The following is a 24,740-nucleotide window of genomic DNA, read 5'->3' as shown; positions in this document are numbered from 1 at the left end:
GACGCTCCGAAAGCCCTAGTCTCAGGGCACATGACTGCAGCTATATCCGCCGACGGCATCCGTCAGCGGTACGGGGATGTGCAGGCCGTCGACGGGGTGTCCCTCACCGTCGAGGCCGGCGAGTTCTACGGGATCCTGGGCCCCAACGGCGCCGGGAAGACCACCACCATGGAGATCCTGGAAGGCGTCCGGGAACCGGACGAGGGCCGGGTCGAGCTGCTGGGGATGGCTCCCTGGCCGCGCAATCCGAAACTGCTGCCGCGAATCGGCGTGCAGTTCCAGGCCTCCGCTTTCTTCCGGAAACTGACGGCCCGGGAGACCATTCGCACCTTCGCGTCGTTCTACGGGGTCGGCCCCAAGCGGGCCGATGCGATGCTGGAGCGGGTCGGCCTCGCGGACAAGTCCGAGACCATGACCGACCAGATGTCCGGCGGCCAGGCCCAGCGCCTGTCGATCGCCTGCGCACTGGCCCACGACCCGGAGCTCGTCTTCCTGGACGAGCCCACCACCGGCCTCGACCCGCAGGCCCGGCGCAACCTCTGGGACCTCCTGCGGGACATCAACGCCGAGGGCCGCACGGTCGTGCTCACCACGCACTACCTGGACGAGGCCGAGGTGCTCTGCGACCGGGTCTCGATCATGGACCACGGCAAGATCCTGCACACCGGCGCCCCGGCGGCGCTGATCCGCGAGATCGACGACACCGTGCGGATCAGCGTGGCCTCCGGCCAGCTGCCGCTCGACCGGGCCCGCCAGCTGCTGACCGCGGCCGGCGCCGACATCGCCACCCTGGAGGACGACTCCGTCTCGCTCTCCGTCTCCACCCGCCTTCCGGCCCCCGTGCTCAGCGTCCTGGCCGAGCAGAACGCCCTGCGCGGCCTCGAAGTGCGCGGCGCCACCCTGGAGGACGTCTTCCTCCAGCTGACCGGACGGGAGTTCCGCGCATGACCTCCACTACCCCCACCGAGCCGAAGGTCCCCGCCCAGCGGGGCGGTTCGGCCGGCGCCGCCGGCGAACGGGAGCGGGTCAGCGCGTTCTGGAGCCTGTCCCGCGCCATGCTGCTCGGCATGAAGCGCGACCGCACCGCGACCTTCTTCATCCTGCTCTTCCCGCTGGTCTTCCTGGTCTTCTTCGGCGCCGTGACCAAGGGCTCCGGCAGCCCGCACGCCAAGGTGGCGCAGGTCGGCGCGGTGAAGCTGTTCGACTCGATGCAGGGCGGCGAGCGGGCCGGGCTGGACGAGGTCCTCACGATCACCAAGACCGACGACGAGTCGGCCACGCTGGAGAAGGTCCGCAAGGGCGACTTCGACGCGATGATCAAGCAGGGCCCGGACGGCAAGGTCGAGCTGCGTTTCACCGCCGCCGACACCGTCCGCGCCGGCGCCGTCCAGGGCATCCTCAACTCGGTGGTCCAGGGCGCCAACCAGGAGGCCACCGGCCAGAAGCCGGCCTACGTGCTGGACGCCCAGCAGGTCGAGGACAAGTCGCTCAAGCCGATCCAGTTCCTCACCCCCGGCCTGCTCGGCTGGGCCATCGCCACCGGCGCGGTGTTCGGCGCCGCGCTGACGCTGGTCAACTGGCGCAAGACCAAGGTGCTGCGCCGGCTGCGGCTGGCCCCGATCAGTGCGGGTACGGTCGTCAGCTCCCGGATCCTGGTCTCGCTGCTGACCGCGCTCCTGCAGACCATCGTCTTCCTGGTCGTCGCCACGAGCTTCTTCGGGCTCAAGCTGACCGGCAACTGGTGGCTGATCATCCCGCTGGTGTGCTGCGCGACGCTCGCCTTCATGTCGATCGGCCTGCTGGCCGGCTCGGTCGCCAAGACCGAGGAGGCGGCCAACGGCATCTCGCAGATCATCGTGCTGCCGATGTCCTTCCTGTCCGGCTCGTTCTTCCCGATGGACAACGCCCCGGCCTGGCTGAAGACGGTCTCCGAGGTCATGCCGCTGCACTACCTGGTGAACTCCGCGCAGTCGGTGCTGACCCGCGGCGGCGGCGTCATGGACGCCCTGCCGACCATGGGCGGCCTGCTGCTCTTCGCGGCCGTGCTGACCGGCATCTCCTGGAAGCTCTTCAAGTGGGAAGACGCCTGACCGGTCCGCCGACCGGTCCGACCGGTCCGCGCTGACCGCTGATCCCTGCGGGGTCGTACGCCATTGGTCCCGGTGTACGACCCCGTCGGCGTCTGCGACCATGGTCGGGTGAGAGAGATCCGGCAGGGCACGCTGAGCGAGGAGACCTTCTACGACCAGGTCGGCGGTGAGCCGACCTTCCGGCGTCTGGTCCACCGGTTCTACGAGGGCATCGCCGAGGACGAGCTGCTGCGGCCGATGTACCCCGAGGACGACCTCGGCCCGGCCGAGGAGCGCATGGCGCTGTTCCTGATGCAGTACTGGGGCGGCCCGCGCACCTACAGCGACCGGCGCGGCCACCCGCGGCTGCGGATGCGGCACGCGCCGTTCAAGGTCGACCGCGCCGCCCACGACGCCTGGCTGAAGCACATGCGGGCGGCCGTCGACAGCCTGGAGCTGCCGGCCGACCACGAGCGCCAGCTGCTGGACTACCTGACCTACGCCGCCGCCTCGATGATCAACACCGAGGGCTGAGCCGCTCCGGCCGGACTACCTGCCGGGCCGGACTACCTGATCGGGCTGAGCCCGAGCCCCGCGCCCGGCGCGGCCGCGGTGCGCACCGCCACCGAGCCCGCCGGGGCGCTCAACCGCAGCCAGCCGCCCGCCCGGTGCACGGTGAGCGGGGCGCCGGGCTTCAGGAAGCCGATCACGTACGCGGCGTGCACCGCCCGCAGCGGCAGCTCCGGCAGCGCGGACACCGGGCGGGACCAGATCTCGTCGGCCAGCGCGTCCAGCACCGCGCGGGTGCGGTGGTGCGCCGGGACGGCCTCGCTGCGCTCACGGAACTCCCGCACCCCGGCCATGAGTTCGGGGTACACCTCGGCCACCGGCGGAGCCCCGACCGGCCGCCAGCCGGTGCGCGGCGGCAGCAGCCCGGCCCAGGCCGGGCCGGTCACCGGCGCGGGCAGCGCGACGGTGCCCGCCTCGGTGTCCACACCGTCCAGCAGTTGGCCCGCCGAGGCGGTCAGGTCCACCGGCTCGTCGAGGCCGCCCAGCCGCGCGGTACGGATCACCAGCGCGCCCGAACCGCCCAGCGGCAGCCGGCCGAAGACCGCCAGCACGCCGTCCTCCGGCCCCGGGCCCACCGCCTGCAGGCGCACGGCCGCCGCCTTGTCAAAGCGCAACAGGCGCAGCAGGAAGGCGGAGAGATCGGCGGCCTCCCCGGCGTCGGCCAGGGCGAGGCGGGCGGTGATGGTCAACGCGGCTCAGCTCGAATCGTCGTGGGGCTCGATCGTCGTGGGGCTCGATCGTGGTGGGGGTGCTACTTCAGACTGCCGCGACGGCCGGGGCCTCGTCCATGAAGCGGCTGAGGAACTCCCGCTCCACCGGCGAGATCCGGCGCGGCCGGCCCTCGGCCAGGTCGTAGGGGACGACCACGGTGGACGCCCGGACGTACACGATGTCGGTGCCGTCCTCGGCGACGTCCTTGATCTCGTACGAGACGGTCAGCGAGGCGCCGCCGATCTTCGTCACCCAGGTCTCGATGGTGACCGGCTCCGGCCGGTGCACCAACGGGCGCTTGTAGTCGATCTCGTGGCGCGCCACCACCGAGCCGCCCGCGAACTCCCCGGCGCCGGCCTCGGCGGCCTGGGTGAACATGAAGTCGATCCGGGCCTCCTCCAGGTAGCGCAGGAAGACCACGTTGTTGACGTGCCCGAAGGCGTCCATGTCGGACCAGCGCAGCGGGCAGGGGTAGATGTGGCGAGCCACGGGTGTTCTCCTCGGTGTCCGGTGGCCGGCCGCCGCCCGTCCCGCGACGCCGACGGGCGGCGAAGGACGGTGGCGGCGGGCCGCGGCCCGGCGGGCCGCCCCGGAGGGCAGTCTGCCGGGCCGTTGTGACAGCTGGATGTCAGCCTCGGGTCAGCTTCTTGTAGGTGGCCCGGTGCGGACGGGCGGCGTCGGAGCCGAGCCGCTCGACCTTGTTCTTCTCGTAGGACTCGAAGTTGCCCTCGAACCAGAACCACTTGCTCTCGCCCTCGTAGGCGAGGATGTGGGTCGCCACTCGGTCCAGGAACCAGCGGTCGTGGGAGATGACCACGGCGCAGCCGGGGAACTCCAGCAGCGCGTTCTCCAGCGAGGAGAGCGTCTCGACGTCCAGGTCGTTGGTGGGCTCGTCGAGGAGCAGCAGGTTGCCGCCCTGCTTGAGGGTGAGCGCCAGGTTCAGGCGGTTGCGCTCACCGCCGGAGAGCACGCCGGCCGGCTTCTGCTGGTCCGGGCCCTTGAAGCCGAACGCGGACACGTAGGCGCGGGACGGCATCTCGACCTGGCCGACGTTGATCCAGTCCAGACCGTCGGAGACGACCTCCCAGAGGGTCTTCTTCGGGTCGATGTTGGAGCGGGTCTGGTCGACGTAGCTGATCTTGACGGTCTCGCCGACCTTGACCGAGCCGCTGTCCGGGGTCTCCAGGTCCTGGAGCATCTTGAACAGCGTGGTCTTGCCGGCGCCGTTCGGGCCGATGATGCCGACGATGCCGTTGCGGGGCAGGGTGAAGCTCAGGTCGTCGATCAGGACCTTCTCGCCGAAGGCCTTGTTGAGGTTCGCGACCTCGATGACGACACTGCCCAGGCGCGGGCCCGGCGGGATCTGGATCTCCTCGAAGTCCAGCTTCCGCATCTTGTCGGCCTCGGCCGCCATCTCCTCGTAGCGGGCCAGACGCGCCTTGGACTTCGCCTGGCGGCCCTTGGCGTTGGAGCGGACCCACTCCAGCTCTTCCTTGAGGCGCTTGGCGCGCTTGGCGTCCTTCTGCCCCTCGACCTTGAGACGCGACTGCTTGGTCTCCAGGTAGGTGGAGTAGTTGCCCTCGTACGGGTAGGCGCGGCCGCGGTCGAGCTCCAGGATCCACTCGGCGACGTTGTCCAGGAAGTACCGGTCGTGGGTGACGGCCACGACGGTGCCCTTGTACTTCTCCAGGTGCTGCTCCAGCCAGTTCACCGACTCGGCGTCCAGGTGGTTGGTGGGCTCGTCGAGCAGCAGCAGGTCGGGGGCCTCCAGCAGCAGCTTGCAGAGCGCGACGCGGCGCTTCTCACCACCGGAGAGCTTGGTCACCGCCCAGTCGCCGGGCGGGCAGCCCAGGGCGTCCATGGCCTGCTCCAGCTGGGCGTCCAGGTCCCAGGCCTCGGCGTGGTCCAGCTCCTCCTGGAGCTTGCCCATCTCGTCGAGCAGGGCGTCCGAGTAGTCGGTCGCCATCAGCTCGGCGATCTCGTTGAAGCGGTCGAGCTTCCCCTTGATCTCCTTGACGCCGTCCTGGACGTTCTCCAGGACCGTCTTGGACTCGTCCAGCGGCGGCTCCTGGAGCAGCATGCCGACGGTGAAGCCCGGCGAGAGGAAGGCGTCGCCGTTGGAGGGCTGCTCCAGGCCGGCCATCATCTTCAGCACGGTGGACTTACCGGCGCCGTTGGGGCCCACGACGCCGATCTTCGCTCCGGGGAGGAAGCTGAGCGTCACGTCGTCAAGGATGACCTTGTCTCCGTGAGCCTTGCGCACCTTGCGCATCGTGTAGATGTATTCCGCCACGTGAGATCGCTCCGGCGTCGTCGGGAGTATTCGGCTTGCAGCCTTCCATTGTGCCGCACCCGGCCGGAACCCCCGAACCGCCCGGGTGACCCCACCGGGGTATCCGCGGCCGCAGCCCGCCACCCTGCCCCCGTCGGCGCCGACGCCGGCGCCCCCTCGCTCCCCGGCGCCCCGCGAAGTACCCCGGGAACGGCGAAGGCCCGGCTCCCCGCAGCAACTGCGGGGAGCCGGGCCGGTTCCGCTGCTCAGGGCCTCAGGAGGTCGACTCCCCGGGCCCGCTCAGGCGGTTCGGACTGATCAGACGGATCAGCCGGATCAGCCGGATCAGGCGAATCAGGCGGTGGTGCGGCCGTGGCGGCCGCGGCGGCGCAGGACGAAGACGGCGGCGCCACCGGCCACGACCAGGCCACCGGCGACGGCGGCGAGGATCGGGGTCGAGTCATTGGCACCGGTCTGGGCCAGGCCACCGGTGCCCGGGGCGGCGCTGGTGGTCGCCGGGGTCGGCTGGCCCGCGCCGGTGCTCGGGGTGCCGGACGGGGTGCCCGACGGCGTACCGGTCGCGGCCGGGGTGGTCGGGGTACCGGTCGGGGTGGTGCCGGTGCCGGTCTTGCAGTCCAGGACGCCCTGGAACTGGCGGCTGTAGCCGTTCGGGCCGGAGACGGTGATGTCGTAGCCGGTCTTCTCGGCGACCGGGACGAGCACGCTCTCGCTCTTGCCCGGCTGGACGGTCACCTGCTTGCCCGGCTTGACCGTGACAGTGGCGGCCTCGTCACCACCGTTGGTGACGGTCACCCGCACGCCGCCGTTGGCGCACTCGACCTTGGCGGTGCTGTCGACCAGCGCGCCCTTGCCCTGCTTCCAGGTGGCCTTGGCCGCGGCGGCGACGCTGAGCTTGCTGGAGCCGGCCAGGATCATGGTCTGGCTGTGCTCGTCGCGGGTGTAGCCCTTGCTGAGGAAGACGCGGCCGCTGGGCACGACGGTGGTGGCGCTGGCGTTCAGCGCGACCGCGCCGTCCGGGGTGCCGGCCGGCACGTCCAGGAACAGCTGGGTGTCCTTGGCGATCGGGCCGGTCAGCGACGCGCCGACCTGCTTGCCGGTGCTGTCCAGCACCTTGACCTTGTCGGCGGCGTCGCCGCTGACGGCCAGCTTCACCTCGGCGGCGCTGGAGTTGAGGGTGAACGGGCCGAGCTTGGCGCCGGACTTGCCGGAGACCGAGTCCGGGTTGAGGCTCAGCGAGGGCTTGGGCTCGGCGGCGATGCCCTTGTTGGCGGCGCCGGTCAGGTAGTCGCGCAGCTTGGTGGCGCCGGCGCTCTGCGGGGTGGCGTTCTTGCCGTCCGAGTACTTCCAGATCGCGGCCTGGGTGCCCGCGGCCGCGTCCTGCTCGGTCAGGCTGCCGGCACCGGCGGCCTTGGCGAGCGCCGCGAGGTCCTTGACCTGCGGGTAGGAGTTCTCCAGGATCCAGCGGATCTTGGCGGCCGCCTCGACCTTGTTCTTGTCGCCGAGGGAGCTGGAGGCCCAGTCGGACTCCTGGTACTGGATCTTCTTCCGGATGTCGACCGGGAAGCCGAAGTCGATGCAGTAGGTCTGCAGCTCGCCGTCGGCGGTCTTGAGGGTGAACAGACCGCCGTCGACGGTGCCCTCGCCCTCGACGTCGATCTTCTCGCCGAGCATGGTGTTCTGCACCACTGCCGTCACGCCCGAACCCGGGGTGTCCGCCGCGACCGCCGCACCCGCCGCGAACAGGCTTCCACCCAGCGCAACGCTGGTCGTGAGCATGACAGTGGTTATCCGGGACAGACTCCGCCCCTGCCTCTGGAACATCTGGGATCCCTCCGGGCCAGGCCCGTCCGATGGACAGCCCGCCGACTTGCCGTGCCGCGCGTGCCCCCTGTGGCACTGCTGCGGGTATGAACCAGACGAATCCTATTGACCCCCAGAGGCCCCGAAACCCCCATGCGAAATCAGGACAGTTCCGTATCTGGATCGTTATCAATCCTCTCAGATTCCACACAAGCTGACGGATGGCCAGAAACTCCGGGCCACTTTCCGTTATCCGGTCGACATTGCGCGTGCGGGCACAACAACCATCTCGATCAACATATTTGTCGACAGAGACGGTCACCGACCGGTCAGTTCACCGCATCCGGCCCTTCACCTCCCCGCCCGCTCCCGGCCACCTCGACCTGTCCCCCCGTCACCGGCCGCGCGCCCGGCGGCAACGCCCGCGGCCCGGGCGCCGCACCCGCCGCCGGAGCCGTCGCAAGGGCCCTGCGCGCCTCCAGTGCGGTCACGATCCACCCCGGCACCACCTCGCCCCCGGCCTCGCCCGCGGGATCCGCCCCGACCGACCCCGCGCCGCCGGACGGCTGCCCGCGCACCGCCGACGCCCAACGGAACGCCGAGGTACCGCGGGTGAGATCGTGTCCGACCGATCGGGCGTCGATCTCGGCCCGGCTGCGCTTCGCCTCCCCCTCCGTCCACTCCCGCACCCGCAGCCGGCCGCTCACCAGCACCGGATCGCCCTTGGCCAGCGAGCCGATCAGGTTCACCGCGAGCGCCCGCCAGGCCGTCACCGCCACCCACTGCGTCTCGCCGTCCACCCAGCACTCGCGCTGCCGGTCGTACCGCCGCTCGGTGCAGCCGAGCCGGAAGCTCGCCATCGGCACCCCGCCGGAGGTTTCCCCGTAGGTCACCTCCGTCGCGACATTGCCGATCACCGTCACATGCGTCTCGCTCACGGCACACTCTCCGTTCTCGCCGATGCACCGTACGGAATCGACCGGTGCGCTCCGAGCGTGCCCGCCACGGGAAATCGGGGCCAATGACTTCGTAAATCCTGTGGATAACTCGGGCCTGTGGAACAGTTGTCACTCGCAGGGGTGAATTTCGACCTCCGGGGACCACTTCGCCCCCTCCTCTTCGCGGCCATGACAACAAACCCGCTGTTCGCCACCCCCACCGGCGCCGGGGGGAACGCCCCCCGGCGACCGTCCGCGCACGTCATCCGACCGACGCAACCGCGATTAGCGCCCCCACCCGCACCGCCGGCGGCGCATTCTCCGTGCCGAATCCATAACGGGTGAGGAGGCAGCCCCGTAACGACTGCACAACGTCCGGCGCGGAACACTCCCAGACCGCTGCACTCACGGCCTTCACCTGCGATTATCGGACCGCTCCACCGAACCGACACACCAACGACGGTGTCGTCACACCGGCCGAGGAACTGGACACCCTTATCCTGTCCCCGACAGGTCGAGGGTCCACCAACCCCCACCCCCACCCTCAGGTACGGGGCCGGACCACGTGCGCCCCGGCGCTCGTCGCCCGATCCCGGCCACGGTCACGCCCATCCGGGCGCCGCCCGTCCCGCCCCCATAGCTCAGCGGATAGAGCACCCGCCTTCTAAGCGGTAGGTCGCAGGTTCGAATCCTGCTGGGGGCGCCACCCCGCAATTCACCCGGACCGTCGCACCGGTCGCGACTATGCGTAGCCGGATAGGTTCTCCCGGTAATAACACGCACTCACCGCACATAACCCGTGACAATGCGTGTCGTGCCCGCCGCGAAAATGCACCGCCTGCCTTTGCCCCATTGCCGACGGCAGGCGCGGTGTTCGGCCGGGTTCCGGGCCGTTTTCGGACAATCCCGCGGTCCGGACAATCCCGCCGGGCCGCCCGGACGACGGAAACCCCGGGCGAATCCCCCACCCGGAACCTCTCGGAAGCACCCGGAATCGCCCTAAAGCAGACCGGGGGCACCCGAAAGCACCCCGGGAACGTCCAGGGGGCACCCAGGAACGCGCGCCGGGGGCGGCTCAGTCCGCCAGCCCCGCCAGATAGGCGTCCAGCAGGGCCGTCTGACGCTCGGCCGGAAACTCCTCCGGGGCGAACAGCGCCTGCACCACCAGTCCGAGCACGAAGGCCTGCGCCCCGGCCGCGACCTCGGCCGGATCGGCATGCGCCGGGAGCTCCCCGAGCCGCTGGGCGTCCGTGACGAACTCCGTGAGCGCCACCCGCGAACGGGCGTAGCGGCCCGCGTGCGCGGCCGCCAGCTCCGGATCGGCCAGGGCGTGGTCCCAGGAGCCGACCCAGATCCGGTTGCCGGCGGCGGAGTCCCCGTCCAGCGGCAGGACGTCCAGCAGCGCCGCCCGCAGCCGGGGCAGCCCGGCGGGCGGCGGCGGGCTGCCGTCCGCGGGGGCGGCGCGCCGCGGCCGGGCGCCCGAGCGCCGGTCCAGCTCCTCCAGCGCATGGCTCAGCAGCGCCCGCTTGTTCGGGAAGTAGTGCGTCAACAGCCCGGTGGAGGCGCCCAGTTCGGCGGCCACCGCGCGCAGCGTCAGCCCCTCGAAGCCCCGGGTGGAGAGCACCCGCCACACCCCCTCGGACACGTCCGAGCGGCGGGCGTCATGGTCTCCACGGGCCGGTGTCATGGGGGCTATCGTACATACCAAACGTTTGTTATGAATGATTCCGACCAGCCCGCGCACCATCCGTGAAAGGCCCGCCCGTGTTTGCCGTACAGCTCACCGACCACGCCGAACTGCGCCCGCTGGAGCCGTGGCAGGCCCCCGAGTTCCTGGCCCACATCGACCGCGCCCGCGCCCACACGGACCCGTGGATCCCCTGGGCCACCTTCTCCACCGACCTGGACTCCGCCCGCGCCACCCTGCAGCGCTACGCCGACGGCCAGGCCGCCGACCAGAAGCGGATCTTCGGCATCTGGCGGGACGGCACGCTGGTCGGCGGCGTGATGTTCGTGAGCTTCGACACCAAGTCCGGCGTCTGCGAGATCGGCGCCTGGACCGAGCCGGCCGGCGAGGGCGGCGGACTGATCACCGCCGCCGTCCGGCAGCTGCTCGACTACGCCTTCGTCACCCGCGGCCTGCACCGCGCCGAGTGGTGGTGCACCTCCGTCAACGCCCGCAGCCGCGCCGTCGCCGAGCGGGTCGGCATGACGCGGGACGGCGTGCTGCGCGAGTGGTACCTGCACAACGGGGTCCGCCTCGACAAGGAGATCTGGGCGATCCTGGCCTCCGAGTGGGCCGCCCAGGCCTGAGGCCCCGGCGGCGCGGGGCCCGGTCGGGGTAGGGCCCGGACGGCGAAGAGCCCGGACGGCGCAGGGCCCGGTGGACTCCCCTGTGGTCCACCGGGCCCTGCCCCGCCCTCCGACAACCGCTCAGGCCGCGAGCACCGGCCGCTCCTCCTTCTCCTCCACCGCCGGTCCGGCCGCGTCCGCCACCGTCCCGGTCGCCCGCAGCCGCAGGGCGAGCACCAGCACCAGCGCCATCACCCCGCCCGCCGACAGGAACACCACGTCCACGGCGTCCGTGAAGCTGCCCAGCGCGTGCTCGCGGGCCGCGCCGGTGAGGGTCCTGACCGCGCCGAGCGTCCGGCCGGGTTCGCTCGCCTCGAAGGCCCGGGCCAGTACGGTGCCGAACAGTGCCGCACCGAGCGCACTGCCGAGGGTCTGGAAGAAGCGCACCCCGGTGGTCGCCACGCCGAGCTGGTGGGCCGGGGCGGCCTGCTGCACCTCGGTGATCAGCTGGCCGATCAGCTGGCCCAGTCCGACGCCCAGCAGGGCGAGTTCGAGGCACACCGCCCAGAGGCCGGTGGCCGGCCCGCTGAGGCCGAGCAGGACGAGGGCGAGCGCCGAGCAGCCCGCGCCGGTCACCAGGAGGGTCCGCGGCGAGTGGCCGCGGGAGACCAGCCGGCCGGCCAGCAGGCCGACCGCCGTCATCCCGACGGCCATCGGGATCAGGTACAGGCTGGCCGTGGTCGGGGCGACCCCGCGGGCGATCTGCAGGTAGAGCATCACGAACATGATCGAGCCGGTCATGCCCATCCCGACCAGGCCCTGGATCGCGAAGCCGAGGCGCACCACCCGGATCCGGAACAGGGACAGCGGCAGCACCGGCTCGGCGGCGGTGGCCTGGCGCCACAGGAAGAGGCCGAGCACGGCCAGGGTGGCGGCGCCGAGCCCGAGGATCACCGGGGAGGTCCAGCCGTAGTCCTTGCCGCCCCACTCGGTGACCAGCAGCAGCCCGGTGGCGAAGGCGGCCGCGAGGGCCGCGCCGGGGAAGTCCAGGCTCCGGCGGCCGGCCGCCGGCGGCAGCTTGACCACCAGGGCGACGCCGACCAGGACGAGGAGGCCGAGCGGCAGGTTGACGTAGAAGATCCAGCGCCAGCTCAGGTGGTCGGTGAACAGCGCGCCGACCAGCGGGCCGATCGCCATGCCGAGGCCGGCGACGATCCCGCCCATCGCCCCGCCCTTGCCGCTGCCGCGTTCCGCCGGGTCCTTGAACTGGGCGATGACCACCATGGTGACGCTCATCAGGCCGCCGCCCCCGATGCCCTGGACGGCCCGGAAGGCGATCAGCTGGCCCATCGTCTGGGCCGCCCCGCACAGCGCCGAGCCGACCAGGAAGGTGCCGACGGCCCCGAGCAGCACGCGCTTGGCGCCGTAGACGTCGCAGAGCTTGCCGTACAGCGGCAGCAGCGCGGTGGCGGCGAGGGCGAACGCGCTGACCAGCCAGGGCAGCCGGTCGACGCCGTGGACGGGGTCGAGGTCGCGGACGATCGGCACGGTGGCCGCCGACACGATGTTCATGTCGAGCACGGCCAGCACGATCGTGACCAGGCAGAGCATCATGCCCAGCTTTCGCTGGGCCGGTGTCATCAGGGCAGCGGGTGCCATCGGAAGTCCCCCCGGAGTCAGTGGAGTTCGGCCCGGACCGGGTGGTCCGGCCGGCGCAGCACCACCATGGCAGCATTTTTGTACCTGGTCAATTCTTCGTCCCGACCAATCATTCAGCCGGATCAACCTTTGATCCTGGTACAGTCACCTCATGGCGACACACCCCGCCCTCGACCTCGCTGCCGACCGCGACCTGGGCGCGCTCCCACTGCGCGAGCGCAAGAAGATCCAGACCGGCATGAAGATCTGGCGCACCGCCATCGGACTGTTCGCCGAGCGCGGGTTCGACCAGGTCTCGGTCGCCGAGATCGCGGCCGCCGCCGAGGTGTCCAAGATGACCGTCTTCAACTACTTCCCCTCCAAGGAAGACCTGGTCATGGCCCCGATGGAGCAGCACCTCGACGAGCCCGCCCGGGTGGTGCGCGAGCGCGCCCCCGGCACCTCGGCGGTGGCGGCGCTGCGCGAGCAGTTCATCGCCGCGCTGGAGGCCTTCGACCCCGCGACCGGCCTGAACGACGACCAGGTCGTCATCGACGTGGTCCGGCTCATCCACGCGACCCCGACCCTGGCCGTCCGCGCCACCACCGGCCTCACCCGGCAGGCGCAGGACCTGCTGACCGCCGAACTGATCGCCCAGGACCCGGCCCACGACGAGCTCACCGCCCGGGTCGCCGCCGCCCAACTGCTGGCCGTCCGGCTGACCCTGACCGCGGGCAACCAGCGCCGGATGCTGGCCGGCGAGCCCGCCGCGGACACCCTGCCGGCCGCCCTCGACGCGGCCCGGCGCGCCTTCGCCCTGGTCGAACGCGGCCTCGGGGAGTACTGCGCCGTCGCCGCCTGAGAGAGTGGGCGCACCACGACCGACCGAAGGTGCACATGGACGACCAGCCACTGCTCGTACGGGACCGCTCCGCCCTGCCCACCCGGGCCGAGGGCCTCAACGCCTACGTCGGCGAGGACGGCGTCGCGGTGCTGGAGTTCGCCCGGCCGCACCGCCGCAACGCGGTGACCCTGGCGATCTGGCAGGCCCTGCCCGAGGTGCTGGAACAGCTCGCCGGGCACGACGGCATCCGCGCCCTGCTGCTCACCGGCGCCGGCAACACCTTCAGCGCGGGCGCGGACATCGGCGAACTCGCCGAGATGTACGGCGCTCCGGCACGCGCGGACGCCTACCACGCGGACAACGTCGTCGCCGAGGAGGCGCTGGCGGCCTTCCCGCACCCGACGATCGCGGTGGTGCACGGCGCCTGCGTCGGCGGCGGCTGCCAGCTGGCCGTCGCCTGCGACCTGCGCTTCGTCGCCGAGGACGCCCGGCTGGGCATCACCCCGGCCAAGCTCGGAGTGGTGTACCCGGCGGTGCCGACCCTGCGGCTGGCCCGGCTGGTCGGCGCGGCCCGCGCCAAGTACCTGCTGTTCTCCGGCGAGTTGGTGTCGGGCCGGGACGCACTGCCGCTGGGCCTCGCCGAACGCGTCCTGCCGGACGCCGAACTGGACGCCGCCGCACTGGACTTCGCCCGCCTGCTGACCCGCCGCTCGCCGCAGACCATCGGCGCGGTGAAGGCCGCCCTCGCCGTGCCGCCCGAGCAGGCCGCCGAGGCGCTGGCCCCCTGGGAACGCCGCTCCCGGGAGGCCCCGGACGTCCACGAGGGCCTGGCCGCGTTCCTGGAGGGCCGCCCGGCCCGGTTCTGAACCGGGCCTGCGGCCGTGGCCGGCGGCCGGGGGCGGGCGCGGGGACGGCACCCGTACGATCATCCGGCCGGCACCGCGCCACAGTCCCGCAGCCGTCCAGCCGCCGTCCAGCCGCCGTCCAGCCCCTCACGATCCCGGAGCGACCACCCCGATGACGACCGAGGCCACGACCGAGGCCACGACCGCCCCCACCGCCCGGGCGGTCTGGGCCCGCCGCATCACGGACGGCGTCGAGCCGAAGAACGTGATCATCGCCCTGCTCCCGCTGCTGGGCGGTCTGCGCTACGGCTGGCCGGGCGTCGGCTGGGCGCTCTTCGCGATCCTGTTCGCGGCCGTCATCCCGACCCTGTTCATCCGGCGCGGCATCCGCAAGGGCACCGTGGAGGACCGCCACGTCGGCCACCGGCAGCGCCGGCTGACCGTCCTGCCGTTCATCATGGGCTCGGTGCTGCTCAGCTTCGCGGTGATGATCGGGCTGGACGCCCCGGCCGACCTGACCGCCCTGGTGCTGGCGATGTTCGCCTCGCTGATCCCGATCCTGGTGATCACCGCCTGGTGGAAGGTCTCCGTGCACACCGCCGTGACGGCCGGCGCGGTGGTCTGCCTGGCCATCGCGCTCGGCCCGCTCTGGCTGCTGCTCTCCCCGCTGGTCCCGGTGGTCGGGTGGTCCCGGGTGGTACTGCGGGACCACACCATCGCCCAGACGGTCGTCGGCACCGTGGTGGGCGCACTCACCGCCGGGCTCACCTTCTGGGCCGCCCGCTAGCCGCAGGCCGCCGCCGCGCCGACCGCCGTCGGGCCGGCCCCCACCGGAGCGGCACCCACCGGAGCGGCACCCGCTAGCGGATCGGCATCCCCGAGATCGCCCGGGCGATCACCAGCCGTTGGATCTCGCTGGTCCCCTCGAAGATCGTGTAGATCGCGCTGTCCCGGTGCATCCGCTCCACCGGGTACTCCCGGGTGAAGCCGTTGCCGCCGAGGATCTGCATCGCCTGCGCGGTCACGTACTTGGCCGTCTCGCCCGCGTACAGCTTGGACATCGAGCCCTCGGCCGCGGTGAACGGCTGGTTGTTGGCCGCCATCCAGGACGCCCGCCACACCAGCAGCCGGGCCGCGTCGATCCGGGTCCTCATGTCGGCGAGCTGGAAGGCCACGCCCTGGTTGTCGATGATCGGGCGGCCGAACTGCTCCCGGGTCCCGGCGTAGTCCAGCGCCACCTCGTACGCGGCCCGGGCGATGCCGATGGCCTGCGCGCCGACGGCCGGGCGGGAGGCCTCGAAGGTGGCCATCGCCGCGTTGCCCCGGCCGCCCGGGCGCTTGACGCCCTCGCGGGCCCGGGCAAGCCGCTCGTCCAGCTTCTCCTTGCCGCCGAGCAGGCAGCTGCCGGGCACCCGGACGCCGTCCAGCACGACCTCGGCGGTGTGCGAGGCCCGGATGCCGTGCTTCTTGAACTTCTGGCCCTGGCTCAGCCCGGGCGTGCCCGGCGGGACGACGAAGGAGGCCTGCCCCTTCGCCCCGAGTGCCGGGTCGACGGTGGCGACCACGACGTGGACGGCGGCGATCCCGCCGTTGGTGGCCCAGGTCTTGGTGCCGTTGAGCACCCACTCGTCCTTGGCCTCGTCGTACACCGCCCGGGTGCGCAGGGCGGAGACGTCGGAGCCGGCGTCCGGCTCGGAGGAGCAGAAGGCGGCCACCTTGACGTCGTCCGGGGTGCCGAACATCTGCGGGGTCCAGGTGCCGATCTGCTCGTCGGTGCCGTTGGCCAGCACCGCGACGGCGGCCAGCGTGGTGCCGACGATGGACAGCCCGATGCCGGCGTCGCCCCAGAACAGCTCCTCCATGGCGATCGGGATGCCGACGCCGGAGGGGTCGAAGTACTGCTGGGCGTAGAAGTCCAGCGAGTAGATGCCCAGCTTGGCGGCTTCCTGGATGACCGGCCAGGGGGTCTCCTCGCGCTCGTCCCACTCGGCGGCGGCGGGGCGGATGACGTCGGCGGCGAAGCCGTGCAGCCAGTCGCGTACGGCGAGCTGGTCCGCGCCCGGGTCCAGCGAGAACGTGCTGCTCATGGTGCTTGCCTCCGAAGACGTGTGCGGCCGACCAGGGTGTTACCTCGGGTAACATCGACGGAGTCTGCTACTGATTGGTAACCGGTGTCAACGCCCCTGACCGGTGCCGATGCCCAGAACGACCCCCGAATCCGAGGAGCAGCGCATGTCCCGAGAGCCCCGCCGCGAGCAGCTGCTCAACGCCGCCGACCGGGTCATCCAGCGCGAGGGGCCAGGCGCCAGCATGAACGCCATCGCCGCCGAGGCCGGCATCACCAAGCCGATCCTCTACCGGCACTTCGGTGACCGGAACGGCCTGATCAGAGCCCTGACCGAGCGCCACACCAGCGGCCTGCTGGCCGCCGTCCGGGCCGCCCTCGCCGAACCGCTGGAGCGCCGCGACCGGGTCGAGCACGTCCTGGACACCTACCTCGCCGGGATCGAGGCCCGCCCCCAGGTCTACCGGCTGCTCACCCACCCCGAACCGGGCGACCCGAGCGGCGCCGGCAACGCACTCGCCCCCGCCCTGCGGCAGATCGCCGAGGAGATCACCCGCGCCGTACAGAGCCAGATCGACCTCGGCGCCGACCGCGACCTGCTCGCCGAGGCCTGGGGCCGGGGCATCACCGGCATGGTGCTGGCCGCCGGGGACTGGTGGCTGGAGTCCAGGCCCTGCTCGCGCACCCGCATGGTGCAGGCGCTGGCCGACCTGCTCTGGGGCCGCCTGGCCGCCGCCGCGGACCTGCCGACCGCCGTCCTGCCCACCGCCCCCGCCGAGCCGACCGCCCCGGACGCCGGCTGAACTCCCCGTGGGCGCACGACCCTTGTGCCGCGCCCGGAACCGCGGGCATCATCGGGCCCCCACCCACCCCGCCGCGCGAGGTCCCCGATGCGCCTGCACCGCACCGCCGTCGCCCTGCTGCTCGCCGCCACCGCCGTCCTGACCGCCGGACCAGCCCATAGCGCCCCGGCCCCGGCCCACAGCTGGCAGCAGGCCCACTTCCCCACCGGAACGGCCACCGCCCCGGACGGCCGCACCGCGCTCACCGACGCCCAGGGCCGGCACCTCCTGCTGCGCGGCTTCAACCTCGACAAGTACGCCGAGGCCACCGAGGCCGACCTCGACTCGATCGCCGCCCAGGGCTTCACCCTCGTCCGGCTGCCGGTCTCCTGGACCAGGCTGGAGCCCACCCGCGGCCGCCTCGACCGAACCGAACTGCGCCGCCTGCAGCGGCTCCTCGACCGGGCCGACCGGCTGGGCCTGCTCGTCCTGGTCGACTTCCACCAGGACGTCTACGGGCCGGAGTTCGGCGGCGGCACCAACGGCATCCCGGTCTGGGCCACCCGGGACGACGGCCTGCCGTTCACCCCGGACCCGGCCGACTGGTTCGCCGGCTACTTCCAGCCCGCCGTCCAGGCCGCCTTCCGCCACCTCTACGACGACCCCGACCTGCGCGCCTGGCAGGCCGACTTCTACACCCGGCTCGCCCGCGAACTGCGCGGCCACCGCTCGCTGTTGGGCTACGACCTGTTCAACGAACCGTTCGGCCCGGTGGACGGCGACCCGAGCGACCCGGCCGTCCTGGCCGCCGCCTCCGCCGCCCTGGAGCAGGGGCGGCTCGCCGACATGTACCGCCGACTGATCGCCGCCGTCCGGCAAGTCGACTCCCGCGCCTGGCTGTTCGTGGAGCCGACGGTCCTGGTCGGCCAGGGCGTGCCCACCCGGCTGCCCGGCTTCGCCGACCCGCGCCCCGGTGCTCCCCGGCTCGGCTACGCGCCGCACTTCTACTCCACCGCCGTCGAGAACGGCGCCGACTGGGATCCGTCCGACGGCTTCGTCGAGCAGTACACCGCCGCGATCACCGACTACCCGGCCGCCCACCGTCTGCCCGTCCTGGTCGGCGAGTGGGGCCCGCCCAACTCCCGTACGCCGGGCAACCGTCAGCTGGTCTCCCGGCAGGTCGCCGCGCTGGACGGCTTCGCCGAGGGCTGGACGATGTGGTACTGGTGCCGGGGCACCGGCGGCTACTGCGCGCTCGACCCGGCCGGGCGGCCCGCCCCCGGCGACGAGCCCGCCTTCGGCCCGTACCCGGCCGCCGTCGCCGGCACCGCCGTCCGCACCGAGAACGGCACCGAGAGCGGCACCGGCGGCGGCACCGTCCGCTGGAGCGCCGACGGCACCGGGCACGCCAGCGAACTCCTCCTGCCGCCGTCCGCGTTCCCGCACGGCGCCCGGGTCGCCGTCTCGCCCGCCGGCGCCCGCGTCGAGGTCGAGCAGCCCGCGGACGGACGCGCGGGAACCGTACGGATCCGGCTCCCGCACGCCCGCCCGGGCACCCCGGTGACGGTCACGCTCAGCCCGGAACCAGCGAGCTGAGCGGCACCAGCGGGCTGAGCTGCGTAACCGGCGCGAGCGGTCTGATCAGCACGGGCAGGCTGATCAGACCAGCCCCCGGCGGGCCAGCAGCGGCCCGGTCTCCGGCGCCCGGCCGACCACCGCGCGGAAGGACTCCAGCGGGTCGCGGCTGAACCCGCGCGCCAGCAGCTCGCGCCGGAACACCTCGCCGCTCTCCCGCACCGTGCGCCCGTTGCCCTCGAACCACTGCACGGTGTCGGCGTCCAGCACCTCCGACCAGATGTAGGCGTAGTACGCCGCGCTGTAGCCGCTGGCGAAGATGTGCTGGAAGTACGCCGTCCGGTAGCGCGGCGGCACCGCGTCCACCGCGATCCCGGCCTCGGCGAGCGCCCGCGCCTCGAACTCCTCGGCGTCCGCGACCTCCTCGCCCTGCGGCACGGTGTGCCAGGCCCAGTCCAGCAGCGTGGCCGCCAGGTACTCCACCGTCCGGAAGCCCTGCCCGAAGCCCTCGGCCGCCGTCATCCGCTCGACCAGCCCGGCCGGCAGCGGCTCCCCGGTCTCGTGGTGGCGCGCGTAGTTGGCCAGCACCTCCGGGCGGACCATCCACATCTCGTTGACCTGCGAGGGGAACTCGACGAAGTCCCGCGGCACCGAGGTGCCCGAGAACAGCGGGTAGCGCACGTCCGAGAACAGCCCGTGCAGCGCGTGCCCGAACTCGTGGAAGAGCGTGCGCACCTCGTCCCAGGACATCAGCGCCGGCTCGCCGGGCGCCGGACGCGGGATGTTGAGGTTGTTCAGCACCACCGGCCGCCGCCCGCTCAGCCCGGACTGCGGGACCAGTGCGTCCATCCAGGCACCGCCGCGCTTGGACGCCCGGGCGTGGAAGTCGCCGATGAACAGGCCCAGCGGGGTGCCGTCCTCCTCGAACACCTCGAAGACCCGCGCGTCCGGGTGGTGGGCCGTCAGGTCCGGCCGCTCGGTGAAGGTCAGCCCGTACGCCAGCCCCGCCGCGAAGAACACGCCGTCGCGCAGCACCCGCTCCAGCTCGAAGTAAGGGCGCAGCGCCGCCGCGTCCACCTGGAACGAGCTCTGCCGGACCTTCTCCGAGTAGTACGCCCAGTCGTGCGCGGCGATCTCCTCGATCCCGTCCTCGGCCGCCGCCTTGGCCAGCTCGGCGGCCTCCCGGCGGGCGTTGGCCACGGCCGGCCCGACCAGCCGGCCCAGCAGGCCGGAGACGGCCTCGACCGTGCCGGCCGTCTCGTCCGCCACCACGTACGCGGCGTGGCTCGGGTGCCCGAGCAGCCCGGCCCGCTCGGCGCGCAGCGCGGCCATCCGGATCGCCAGTGGGCCGTTGGCCTCGATGCCGCGGCCGAGCGAGGCGGCCAGCAGCCGCTCGCGCACCGAACGGTCGGTGAGCTGGGCCAGTTCGGGCTGGCCGGAGGTGTTCTTCAGGCTCAGCACGAACTTGCCCTCGTGGCCGAGCACCCGCGCGTTCTCCGCGGCGCCGGCGATCGCGCCCTCGGACAGCCCGGCGAGCTCCGCGGCGGAGTCCAGGACCAGCGCGGCGGCCCGGGTGGCGGCGTTGACGTTCTGCTGGAAGGTGGTGCCCAGCGCGGCGAGTTCGGCGTTCAGCTCGCGCAGCCGGGCCTGCTCGGCCTCGCCCAGCCGGGCGCCGGAGCGCTCGAAGCTCGTGTACCAGCGCTCCAGCAGCCGCAGCGACTCCGGGTCCAGGCCGAGCCCGTCGCGGCGCCCGTACAGCTCCTCGATCCGGGCGAACAGTGCGCGGTCCAGGTGGATGGCGTCGTGGTGGGCGGCGAGCAGCGGGCTCACCTCGGCGTCGACCGCGTCCAGCACGTCGGTCGTGTCGGAGGAGGACTGGTTGCGGAACACCGCGTCCACCCGGCTCAGCAGCTCCCCGGAACGCTCCAGCGCCACCAGGGTGTTCTCGAAGGTCGGTGCGGACCCGGTGGCCGTGATCGCCGCGATCTCGGCCAGCTGCTCGGCCATCCCGCGCCGGTACGCGGGCAGGTAGTGCTCCTCGCGGATCTCGGCGAAGGGCGGCAGTTCGTAGACCAGCGTGCTGGGCTGGAAGAACGGGTTCTCGGTCATTCCGCCGACCCTACGCGGTGTCACCCGCCCTGCCCATGCGCCCCTCCTCCCGTTGTCGTACCCACCCGTTAACGTCGACGCCGGACGACTGTCGACCCGCACACCCGTGCCCGCACCCGCACACCAGGCCACGCGCCGGAGAGGAGCAGCCCCCGTGGCACCCAGGACGGCCCTCGCGCCCGACCCGCACGGCCCCGGCGGCCGGCTCCAGCCGCTGGACGACGCGGGCGAGCCGCTCGGCCCGCCCGAGGCCGTCCGCGACCTCGCCGCCGCCGTCGCCGTCCGGGAGGCCGCCGGGAGCGGTCGACCACCGGCGCCCCGCTGGGTCTGGGCCGCCGCCGACTCCGGCTACGCCCCCCTGCTGCCTCGGCTGCCCGACCGGCTCGCCCGCTGCCACGACCTGCGGCTGGTCGAGGCCCTGCTGCTGGCGCACGAGGGCCGGTTCGGCGCGCCCCGCTCGCTCGGGGCGGCCTGGGCCCGGCTGCGCGGCCTGCCCGTCCCCGAGGACCTGCCCGAGCCAGGCCTCGCCGACGCCGACGACGGCCAGGACACCCTCTTCGCCCCCGACCGGCTGCAACTGCCGCCCGGTGTCGACCCGTTGGCCGCCGTGGTCGCCGTCCACGCCGAGCAGCAGCGCCGGATCGCGGCCATCGCCGACCCGGCCGCCCGGCAGCGGTTCCGGCTGCTGGTCGCCGCCGAGTCGGCCGGCGCCCTGGTCGCCGCCGAGATCGCGCACGACGGCCTGCCCTGGCGCTCCGACGTCCACGACCAGTTGCTGACCGAGCTGCTCGGCCCCCGCCCGGCCCTCCCCGGCACCCAGCCCAGGCTGCTCGCCGACCTCGCCCTCGAACTCCAACGGGCCCTCGGCGGCAAGCCGTTCAACCCCGACTCGCACACCCAGGTGCTGCGCGCCTTCGCCGAGGCGGGCATCCAGCTCGGCTCCACCCGCTCCTGGGAGCTCAAGGGCATCGACCACCCGGCCGCCCGGCTGCTGATCCGCTACAAGGAGCTCTCCCGGATCCACGTCGCGCACGGCTGGGCCTGGCAGGACGCCTGGGCCCGCGGCGGCCGCTTCCGCCCCGAGTACGTGGTCGGCGGCGTGGTCTCCGGCCGCTGGGCCAGCCGCGGCGGCGGCGCCCTGCAGATCCCGCGCATCCTGCGCCGGGCCGTCGTCGCCGACCCGGGCTGGCTGCTGGTGGTCGCCGACGCCGCCCAGCTGGAGCCCCGGGTGCTCGCCGCGCTCTCCCAGGACGCCGGGCTGGCCCGCAGCGCGGCCGGCGGCGACCTGTACGAGGCGCTCGCCGCCACCGCCTTCCAGGGCGACCGCGAGAAGGCCAAGCTCGGCCTGCTCGGCGCCATGTACGGGCAGACCGGCGGCGACATCGGCCCGCTGCTGAACACCCTGCGCCGCCGCTACCCGGCCGCGATGCGCTACGTCGAGGCCGCCGCCCGGACGGGCGAGGACGGCGGCGTGGTCGCCTCCCGGCTCGGCCGGGTCTGCCCGCCCGCCTCCGCCGAGTTCCTCGACCTCACCGAGGCCGACACGGCGGGCGAGTCCGGCGGCCGCACGGCCCGCGCCCGCGGCCGCTTCACCCGCAACTTCGTCATCCAGGCCAGCGCCGCCGACTGGGCCCTCGCCCTGCTCGCGGCGCTGCGCCGGCGGCTCAACGAGCTGCCCGCCGCCGGCCCGGCGGACCGCCCGCACCTGGTGTTCTTCCAGCACGACGAGGTGATCGTGCACACCCCGGCCAACCTCGCCGACGAGGTCGCCGCCGCCGTCACCGAGGCCGCCGACGAGGCCCGCCGGCTGGTGTTCGGCGACACCCCGGTGCGCTTCCCGCTCACCACGGCGGTGGTGGACTGCTACGCCGACGCGAAGTGACTCCGACGCAAGTGACTCCGACGCAAGTGACCCCGACGCAAGTGACCCCGACGCAAGTGACCCCGGCCTCCCGGGTCAGAGCTTCCGGAAGCTCCGCGCGTCCTCGGCCGCCGCGACCACCTCGGCCAGCCCCGCGCCGGTCGAGGCGGTGACGGCGGCGGCCACCGCGCCCTCCACGAACGGCGCGTCCACCAGCCGCACGCCCGGACGCGGCTCGTCCTCCAGCACCGTGACGGCGGTGAGCACCGAGCTGCCGAGGTCCGGCAGCACGACCACGCCCGCCCCGCCGTCCGCCTGCGCGATCGCCCCGGCGATCAGGTCGTAGGAGGTGCCGAGCCCGCCGTCCTCCGTGCCGCCCGCGACCACCACCCGCACAGCGTCCGAGGCGAGTTCGCCGAGCAGCTCGCGCAGCCCCTCGGCGAGCCGGGCGCTGTGCGAGACCAGAACAATGCCCACGTTTCCGCTCATGCCAGCGACCCTACGGCCCGATACCACTACTCCGGGAGGGTGAGCGGAATCCCGCGTGTCGCACCCCGTGCCCGGGCCCTCCGTCTGGCGTAGCGTCGCGTCCAGCAGCGTCCGCGGCTGTTGCGTCCTCACCAAGGGAGCGAAGAGCGTTGAAGAAGCTGATCAACACCCCGGAGAGCGTCCTGGAGGACGCCCTGACCGGAATCGCCGCCGCCCACCCGGAGCTGGCGGTGGACATCCCCAACCGGGTGATCACCCGGGCCGTCCGCCCGGCCGGGCCCAAGGTCGCGCTGATCTCCGGCGGCGGCTCCGGCCACGAGCCGCTGCACGGCGGCTTCGTCGGCCCCGGCATGCTCGACGCCGCCTGCCCCGGCGAGGTGTTCACCTCCCCCGTCCCGGACCAGATGCTGGCCGCCGCCAAAGCCGTCGAGAGCGGCGCCGGGGTCGTCTTCATCGTGAAGAACTACACCGGCGACGTGATGAACTTCGAGCTCGCCGCCGAACTCGCCGCCGAGGAGGGCCTGGAGGTCCGCACGGTCCTGGTCAACGACGACGTCGCGGTCGAGGACTCCACCTGGACGGCGGGCCGCCGGGGCACCGGCGCGACCGTCCTGGTGGAGAAGACGGCCGGCGCGCTGGCCGAGCGCGGCGCCCCGCTGGACGAGGTGGCCGCCCTGGGCGAGCGGGTCAACGCCGCCTCCCGCTCCTTCGCGATCGCGCTCACCGCCGCCACCGTCCCGGCCGCCGGCAAGCCCGGCTTCGACCTGCCCGAGGACGAGATCGAGGTCGGCGTCGGCATCCACGGCGAGCCCGGCCGCCGCCGCGAGAAGCTCCGCCCGGCCCGCGACCTGGCCGCCGAGGTGGTCGAGACCATCCTGACCGACCACCACCTGACCCCGGGCGACGAGGTGATCGCCCTGCTGAACGGCCTCGGCGCCACCCCGCTGCTGGAGCTGTACGTCGTCTACGGCGAGGTCGCCGCCCGGCTCGCCGAGCACGGCATCACGGTGGCCCGCAGCCTGGTCGGCAACTACGTCACCAGCCTCGACATGGCGGGCTTTTCGCTCACCCTCACCAAGGCCGACACCCAGCTGCTGGAACTCTGGGACGCCCCGGTCGACACCCCCGCCCTCAAGCGGGCCTGACAGCAGGGAGAGAACGGACATGGACTTCGACACCCCGCTGGCCGAGGCCTGGGTCCGCGCGATCGCCGCGGCCGTCGAGAAGGAACAGTCCCGGCTCACCGAGCTGGACTCCGCGATCGGCGACGGCGACCACGGCAGCAACCTCCACCGCGGCTTCACCGCCGCCCTCACCGCTCTCGACGGCCTCGAACCCGCCGGGCCCGGCGCCGTCCTCACCAAGACCGGCACGACCCTCATCTCCAAGGTCGGCGGCGCCTCCGGCCCGCTCTACGGCAAGGCCTTCCGCGCCATCGGCACCGCCCTGCCCGAGCCCGCCGGCCCGGCCGCCGTCGCCGAGGCCCTCTCGGCCGGGCTGGACGCCGTCCGCCTCCTCGGCAAGGCCGAACCCGGAGACAAGACCATCGTGGACGCCTGGACCCCGGCCGTCGCCGCCTTCCGGGCCGCGGCCGCCACGGGCGCCACCCTCCCCGAGGCCGCCGCCGCGGCCGCCGACGCCGCCGAACAGGGCGCCCGCGACACCGTCCCCCTCCAGGCCCGCAAGGGCCGCGCCTCCTACCTCGGCGAACGCAGCATCGGCCACCAGGACCCCGGCGCCACCTCCACCGCCCTCCTCTTCCGCACCCTCGCCGAAAGCCTCACCACCTGAGCCCCTGTCTCTTATACACATCTCCGAGCCCACGAGACAGGCAGAAATCTCGTATGCCGTCTTCTGCT

Annotated in this window: 22 protein-coding genes and 1 tRNA gene; 13 read left to right on the top strand and 10 right to left on the bottom strand. The window is 72.9% G+C overall.

Translation table 11 applies throughout. The annotated features are described in order from the left end of the window. Window positions 1-30 precede the first annotated feature (30 nt). The 3 genes from OP86_RS12380 (at window position 31) to OP86_RS12370 (ending at window position 2,603) form a co-directional block, all read left to right on the top strand. Window positions 31-948 carry an ABC transporter ATP-binding protein gene (locus OP86_RS12380; RefSeq protein ID WP_030060947.1) on the top strand — a complete coding sequence of 306 codons (918 nt, stop codon included), beginning with the start codon at window positions 31-33 and terminating at the stop codon, window positions 946-948. Continuing rightward, a complete protein-coding gene (locus tag OP86_RS12375) occupies window positions 945-2,090 on the top strand; it encodes an ABC transporter permease (RefSeq protein WP_078588608.1) in 1,146 nt (381 codons plus the stop codon). Before OP86_RS12380 ends, OP86_RS12375 begins: the two co-directional genes overlap by 4 nt. Window positions 2,091-2,198: 108 nt before the next feature. Continuing rightward, a complete protein-coding gene (locus OP86_RS12370; protein WP_030060945.1) occupies window positions 2,199-2,603 on the top strand; it encodes a globin in 405 nt (134 codons plus the stop codon). A gap of 32 nt (window positions 2,604-2,635) precedes the next feature. Here the strand turns inward: OP86_RS12370 and OP86_RS12365 are convergent, their stop codons facing one another. From OP86_RS12365 to OP86_RS38755, 5 genes are all read right to left on the bottom strand, one after another. Further along, entirely contained in the window at window positions 2,636-3,328 is a 693-nt protein-coding gene (locus tag OP86_RS12365; protein ID WP_030256827.1) for a DUF8185 domain-containing protein, read from the bottom strand. A gap of 67 nt (window positions 3,329-3,395) precedes the next feature. Next, complete coding sequence (locus OP86_RS12360) at window positions 3,396-3,839, bottom strand: acyl-CoA thioesterase (protein ID WP_030060943.1); 444 nt, start codon at window positions 3,837-3,839, stop codon at window positions 3,396-3,398. 139 nt (window positions 3,840-3,978) lie between these two features. Continuing rightward, on the bottom strand, window positions 3,979-5,643 hold the full coding sequence (ettA, locus tag OP86_RS12355) for an energy-dependent translational throttle protein EttA (RefSeq protein ID WP_030060942.1): 1,665 nt from the start codon (window positions 5,641-5,643) through the stop codon (window positions 3,979-3,981). A 333-nt stretch (window positions 5,644-5,976) separates the two neighbouring features. Next, window positions 5,977-7,419: a Cys-Gln thioester bond-forming surface protein gene (locus tag OP86_RS12350; RefSeq protein WP_030060941.1), complete on the bottom strand. Its 1,443-nt coding sequence runs from the start codon at window positions 7,417-7,419 to the stop codon at window positions 5,977-5,979. 353 nt (window positions 7,420-7,772) lie between these two features. Next, window positions 7,773-8,381 (bottom strand): single-stranded DNA-binding protein, encoded by a 609-nt coding sequence (locus OP86_RS38755; protein ID WP_063832357.1) that lies wholly within the window; start codon window positions 8,379-8,381, stop codon window positions 7,773-7,775. 630 nt (window positions 8,382-9,011) lie between these two features. Here OP86_RS38755 and OP86_RS12340 point away from each other — a divergent pair. Next, a tRNA-Arg gene (locus tag OP86_RS12340) sits at window positions 9,012-9,087 on the top strand. A 369-nt stretch (window positions 9,088-9,456) separates the two neighbouring features. On the opposite strand, the gene OP86_RS12335 is transcribed toward OP86_RS12340, so the two are convergent. Continuing rightward, window positions 9,457-10,068 carry a TetR/AcrR family transcriptional regulator gene (locus tag OP86_RS12335; RefSeq protein WP_167344204.1) on the bottom strand — a complete coding sequence of 204 codons (612 nt, stop codon included), beginning with the start codon at window positions 10,066-10,068 and terminating at the stop codon, window positions 9,457-9,459. Between the two features lie 77 nt (window positions 10,069-10,145). On the opposite strand from OP86_RS12335, the gene OP86_RS12330 reads away from it, so the two are divergent. Further along, window positions 10,146-10,694, top strand: a complete 549-nt coding sequence (locus OP86_RS12330; RefSeq protein ID WP_030060939.1) for a GNAT family N-acetyltransferase — start codon at window positions 10,146-10,148, stop codon at window positions 10,692-10,694. 120 nt (window positions 10,695-10,814) lie between these two features. On the opposite strand, the gene OP86_RS12325 is transcribed toward OP86_RS12330, so the two are convergent. Then, on the bottom strand, window positions 10,815-12,332 hold the full coding sequence (locus OP86_RS12325; protein ID WP_234434893.1) for an MFS transporter: 1,518 nt from the start codon (window positions 12,330-12,332) through the stop codon (window positions 10,815-10,817). Between the two features lie 151 nt (window positions 12,333-12,483). Between OP86_RS12325 and OP86_RS12320 the strand changes: the two genes are divergently transcribed. The 3 genes from OP86_RS12320 to OP86_RS12310 all read left to right on the top strand — a co-directional run bounded on the left by OP86_RS12320 (window position 12,484) and on the right by OP86_RS12310 (window position 14,787). Continuing rightward, the gene (locus OP86_RS12320; protein WP_051830009.1) at window positions 12,484-13,173 is read left to right on the top strand and encodes a TetR family transcriptional regulator; all 690 of its coding nucleotides are present in this window, start codon (window positions 12,484-12,486) and stop codon (window positions 13,171-13,173) included. A gap of 35 nt (window positions 13,174-13,208) precedes the next feature. Beyond that, window positions 13,209-14,021, top strand: coding sequence for an enoyl-CoA hydratase/isomerase family protein (locus OP86_RS12315; protein WP_078588609.1), 813 nt, complete (start codon window positions 13,209-13,211; stop codon window positions 14,019-14,021). A 151-nt stretch (window positions 14,022-14,172) separates the two neighbouring features. After that, complete coding sequence (locus tag OP86_RS12310; RefSeq protein ID WP_030060935.1) at window positions 14,173-14,787, top strand: phosphatase PAP2 family protein; 615 nt, start codon at window positions 14,173-14,175, stop codon at window positions 14,785-14,787. Window positions 14,788-14,860: 73 nt separating this feature from the next. Here the strand turns inward: OP86_RS12310 and OP86_RS12305 are convergent, their stop codons facing one another. After that, complete coding sequence (locus OP86_RS12305) at window positions 14,861-16,087, bottom strand: acyl-CoA dehydrogenase family protein (RefSeq protein ID WP_030060934.1); 1,227 nt, start codon at window positions 16,085-16,087, stop codon at window positions 14,861-14,863. Between the two features lie 145 nt (window positions 16,088-16,232). Here OP86_RS12305 and OP86_RS12300 point away from each other — a divergent pair, with 145 nt between their 5' ends. Together OP86_RS12300 and OP86_RS12295 are read left to right on the top strand one after the other, a co-directional pair. Beyond that, window positions 16,233-16,868 carry a TetR/AcrR family transcriptional regulator gene (locus tag OP86_RS12300; RefSeq protein WP_199815170.1) on the top strand — a complete coding sequence of 212 codons (636 nt, stop codon included), beginning with the start codon at window positions 16,233-16,235 and terminating at the stop codon, window positions 16,866-16,868. A gap of 87 nt (window positions 16,869-16,955) precedes the next feature. Continuing rightward, entirely contained in the window at window positions 16,956-18,443 is a 1,488-nt protein-coding gene (locus OP86_RS12295) for a cellulase family glycosylhydrolase (RefSeq protein WP_030060932.1), read from the top strand. A gap of 63 nt (window positions 18,444-18,506) precedes the next feature. Here the strand turns inward: OP86_RS12295 and OP86_RS12290 are convergent, their stop codons facing one another. Then, the gene (locus tag OP86_RS12290; RefSeq protein WP_030060931.1) at window positions 18,507-20,531 is read right to left on the bottom strand and encodes a M3 family metallopeptidase; all 2,025 of its coding nucleotides are present in this window, start codon (window positions 20,529-20,531) and stop codon (window positions 18,507-18,509) included. Window positions 20,532-20,685: 154 nt separating this feature from the next. Between OP86_RS12290 and OP86_RS12285 the strand changes: the two genes are divergently transcribed. Beyond that, window positions 20,686-22,413, top strand: a complete 1,728-nt coding sequence (locus OP86_RS12285) for a bifunctional 3'-5' exonuclease/DNA polymerase (protein ID WP_030256847.1) — start codon at window positions 20,686-20,688, stop codon at window positions 22,411-22,413. A gap of 75 nt (window positions 22,414-22,488) precedes the next feature. Here OP86_RS12285 and dhaM read toward each other — a convergent pair whose 3' ends face one another. Next, window positions 22,489-22,881 carry a dihydroxyacetone kinase phosphoryl donor subunit DhaM gene (gene dhaM, locus OP86_RS12280; RefSeq protein ID WP_030256850.1) on the bottom strand — a complete coding sequence of 131 codons (393 nt, stop codon included), beginning with the start codon at window positions 22,879-22,881 and terminating at the stop codon, window positions 22,489-22,491. 149 nt (window positions 22,882-23,030) lie between these two features. On the opposite strand from dhaM, the gene dhaK reads away from it, so the two are divergent. Further along, the gene (gene dhaK / locus OP86_RS12275) at window positions 23,031-24,026 is read left to right on the top strand and encodes a dihydroxyacetone kinase subunit DhaK (RefSeq protein WP_030256853.1); all 996 of its coding nucleotides are present in this window, start codon (window positions 23,031-23,033) and stop codon (window positions 24,024-24,026) included. Between the two features lie 19 nt (window positions 24,027-24,045). Next, window positions 24,046-24,672 carry a dihydroxyacetone kinase subunit DhaL gene (dhaL, locus tag OP86_RS12270; protein WP_030060926.1) on the top strand — a complete coding sequence of 209 codons (627 nt, stop codon included), beginning with the start codon at window positions 24,046-24,048 and terminating at the stop codon, window positions 24,670-24,672. Window positions 24,673-24,740: the final 68 nt, after the last annotated feature.

The organism is Streptomyces novaecaesareae (assembly GCF_000716875.1).
Classification (GTDB): domain Bacteria; phylum Actinomycetota; class Actinomycetes; order Streptomycetales; family Streptomycetaceae; genus Kitasatospora; species Kitasatospora novaecaesareae.
The sequence above is the reverse complement of the archived record's forward strand: the minus strand, read 5'-3'. Positions and strand labels throughout refer to the sequence as shown.

Bases quoted from the DNA above. Each gene is read 5' to 3' on its own strand.
- OP86_RS12380 (WP_030060947.1), top strand. From the start codon at position 31: ATGACTGCAGCTATATCCGCCGACGGCATCCGTCAGCGGTACGGGGAT.
- OP86_RS12375 (WP_078588608.1), top strand. From the start codon at position 945: ATGACCTCCACTACCCCCACCGAGCCGAAGGTCCCCGCCCAGCGGGGC.
- OP86_RS12350 (WP_030060941.1), bottom strand. From the start codon at position 7,419: ATGCTCACGACCAGCGTTGCGCTGGGTGGAAGCCTGTTCGCGGCGGGT.
- OP86_RS12335 (WP_167344204.1), bottom strand. From the start codon at position 10,068: ATGACACCGGCCCGTGGAGACCATGACGCCCGCCGCTCGGACGTGTCC.
- OP86_RS12325 (WP_234434893.1), bottom strand. From the start codon at position 12,332: ATGGCACCCGCTGCCCTGATGACACCGGCCCAGCGAAAGCTGGGCATG.
- OP86_RS12320 (WP_051830009.1), top strand. From the start codon at position 12,484: ATGGCGACACACCCCGCCCTCGACCTCGCTGCCGACCGCGACCTGGGC.
- OP86_RS12315 (WP_078588609.1), top strand. From the start codon at position 13,209: ATGGACGACCAGCCACTGCTCGTACGGGACCGCTCCGCCCTGCCCACC.
- OP86_RS12310 (WP_030060935.1), top strand. From the start codon at position 14,173: ATGACGACCGAGGCCACGACCGAGGCCACGACCGCCCCCACCGCCCGG.
- OP86_RS12305 (WP_030060934.1), bottom strand. From the start codon at position 16,087: ATGAGCAGCACGTTCTCGCTGGACCCGGGCGCGGACCAGCTCGCCGTA.
- OP86_RS12300 (WP_199815170.1), top strand. From the start codon at position 16,233: ATGTCCCGAGAGCCCCGCCGCGAGCAGCTGCTCAACGCCGCCGACCGG.
- OP86_RS12295 (WP_030060932.1), top strand. From the start codon at position 16,956: ATGCGCCTGCACCGCACCGCCGTCGCCCTGCTGCTCGCCGCCACCGCC.
- OP86_RS12290 (WP_030060931.1), bottom strand. From the start codon at position 20,531: ATGACCGAGAACCCGTTCTTCCAGCCCAGCACGCTGGTCTACGAACTG.
- dhaM (WP_030256850.1), bottom strand. From the start codon at position 22,881: ATGAGCGGAAACGTGGGCATTGTTCTGGTCTCGCACAGCGCCCGGCTC.
- dhaL (WP_030060926.1), top strand. From the start codon at position 24,046: ATGGACTTCGACACCCCGCTGGCCGAGGCCTGGGTCCGCGCGATCGCC.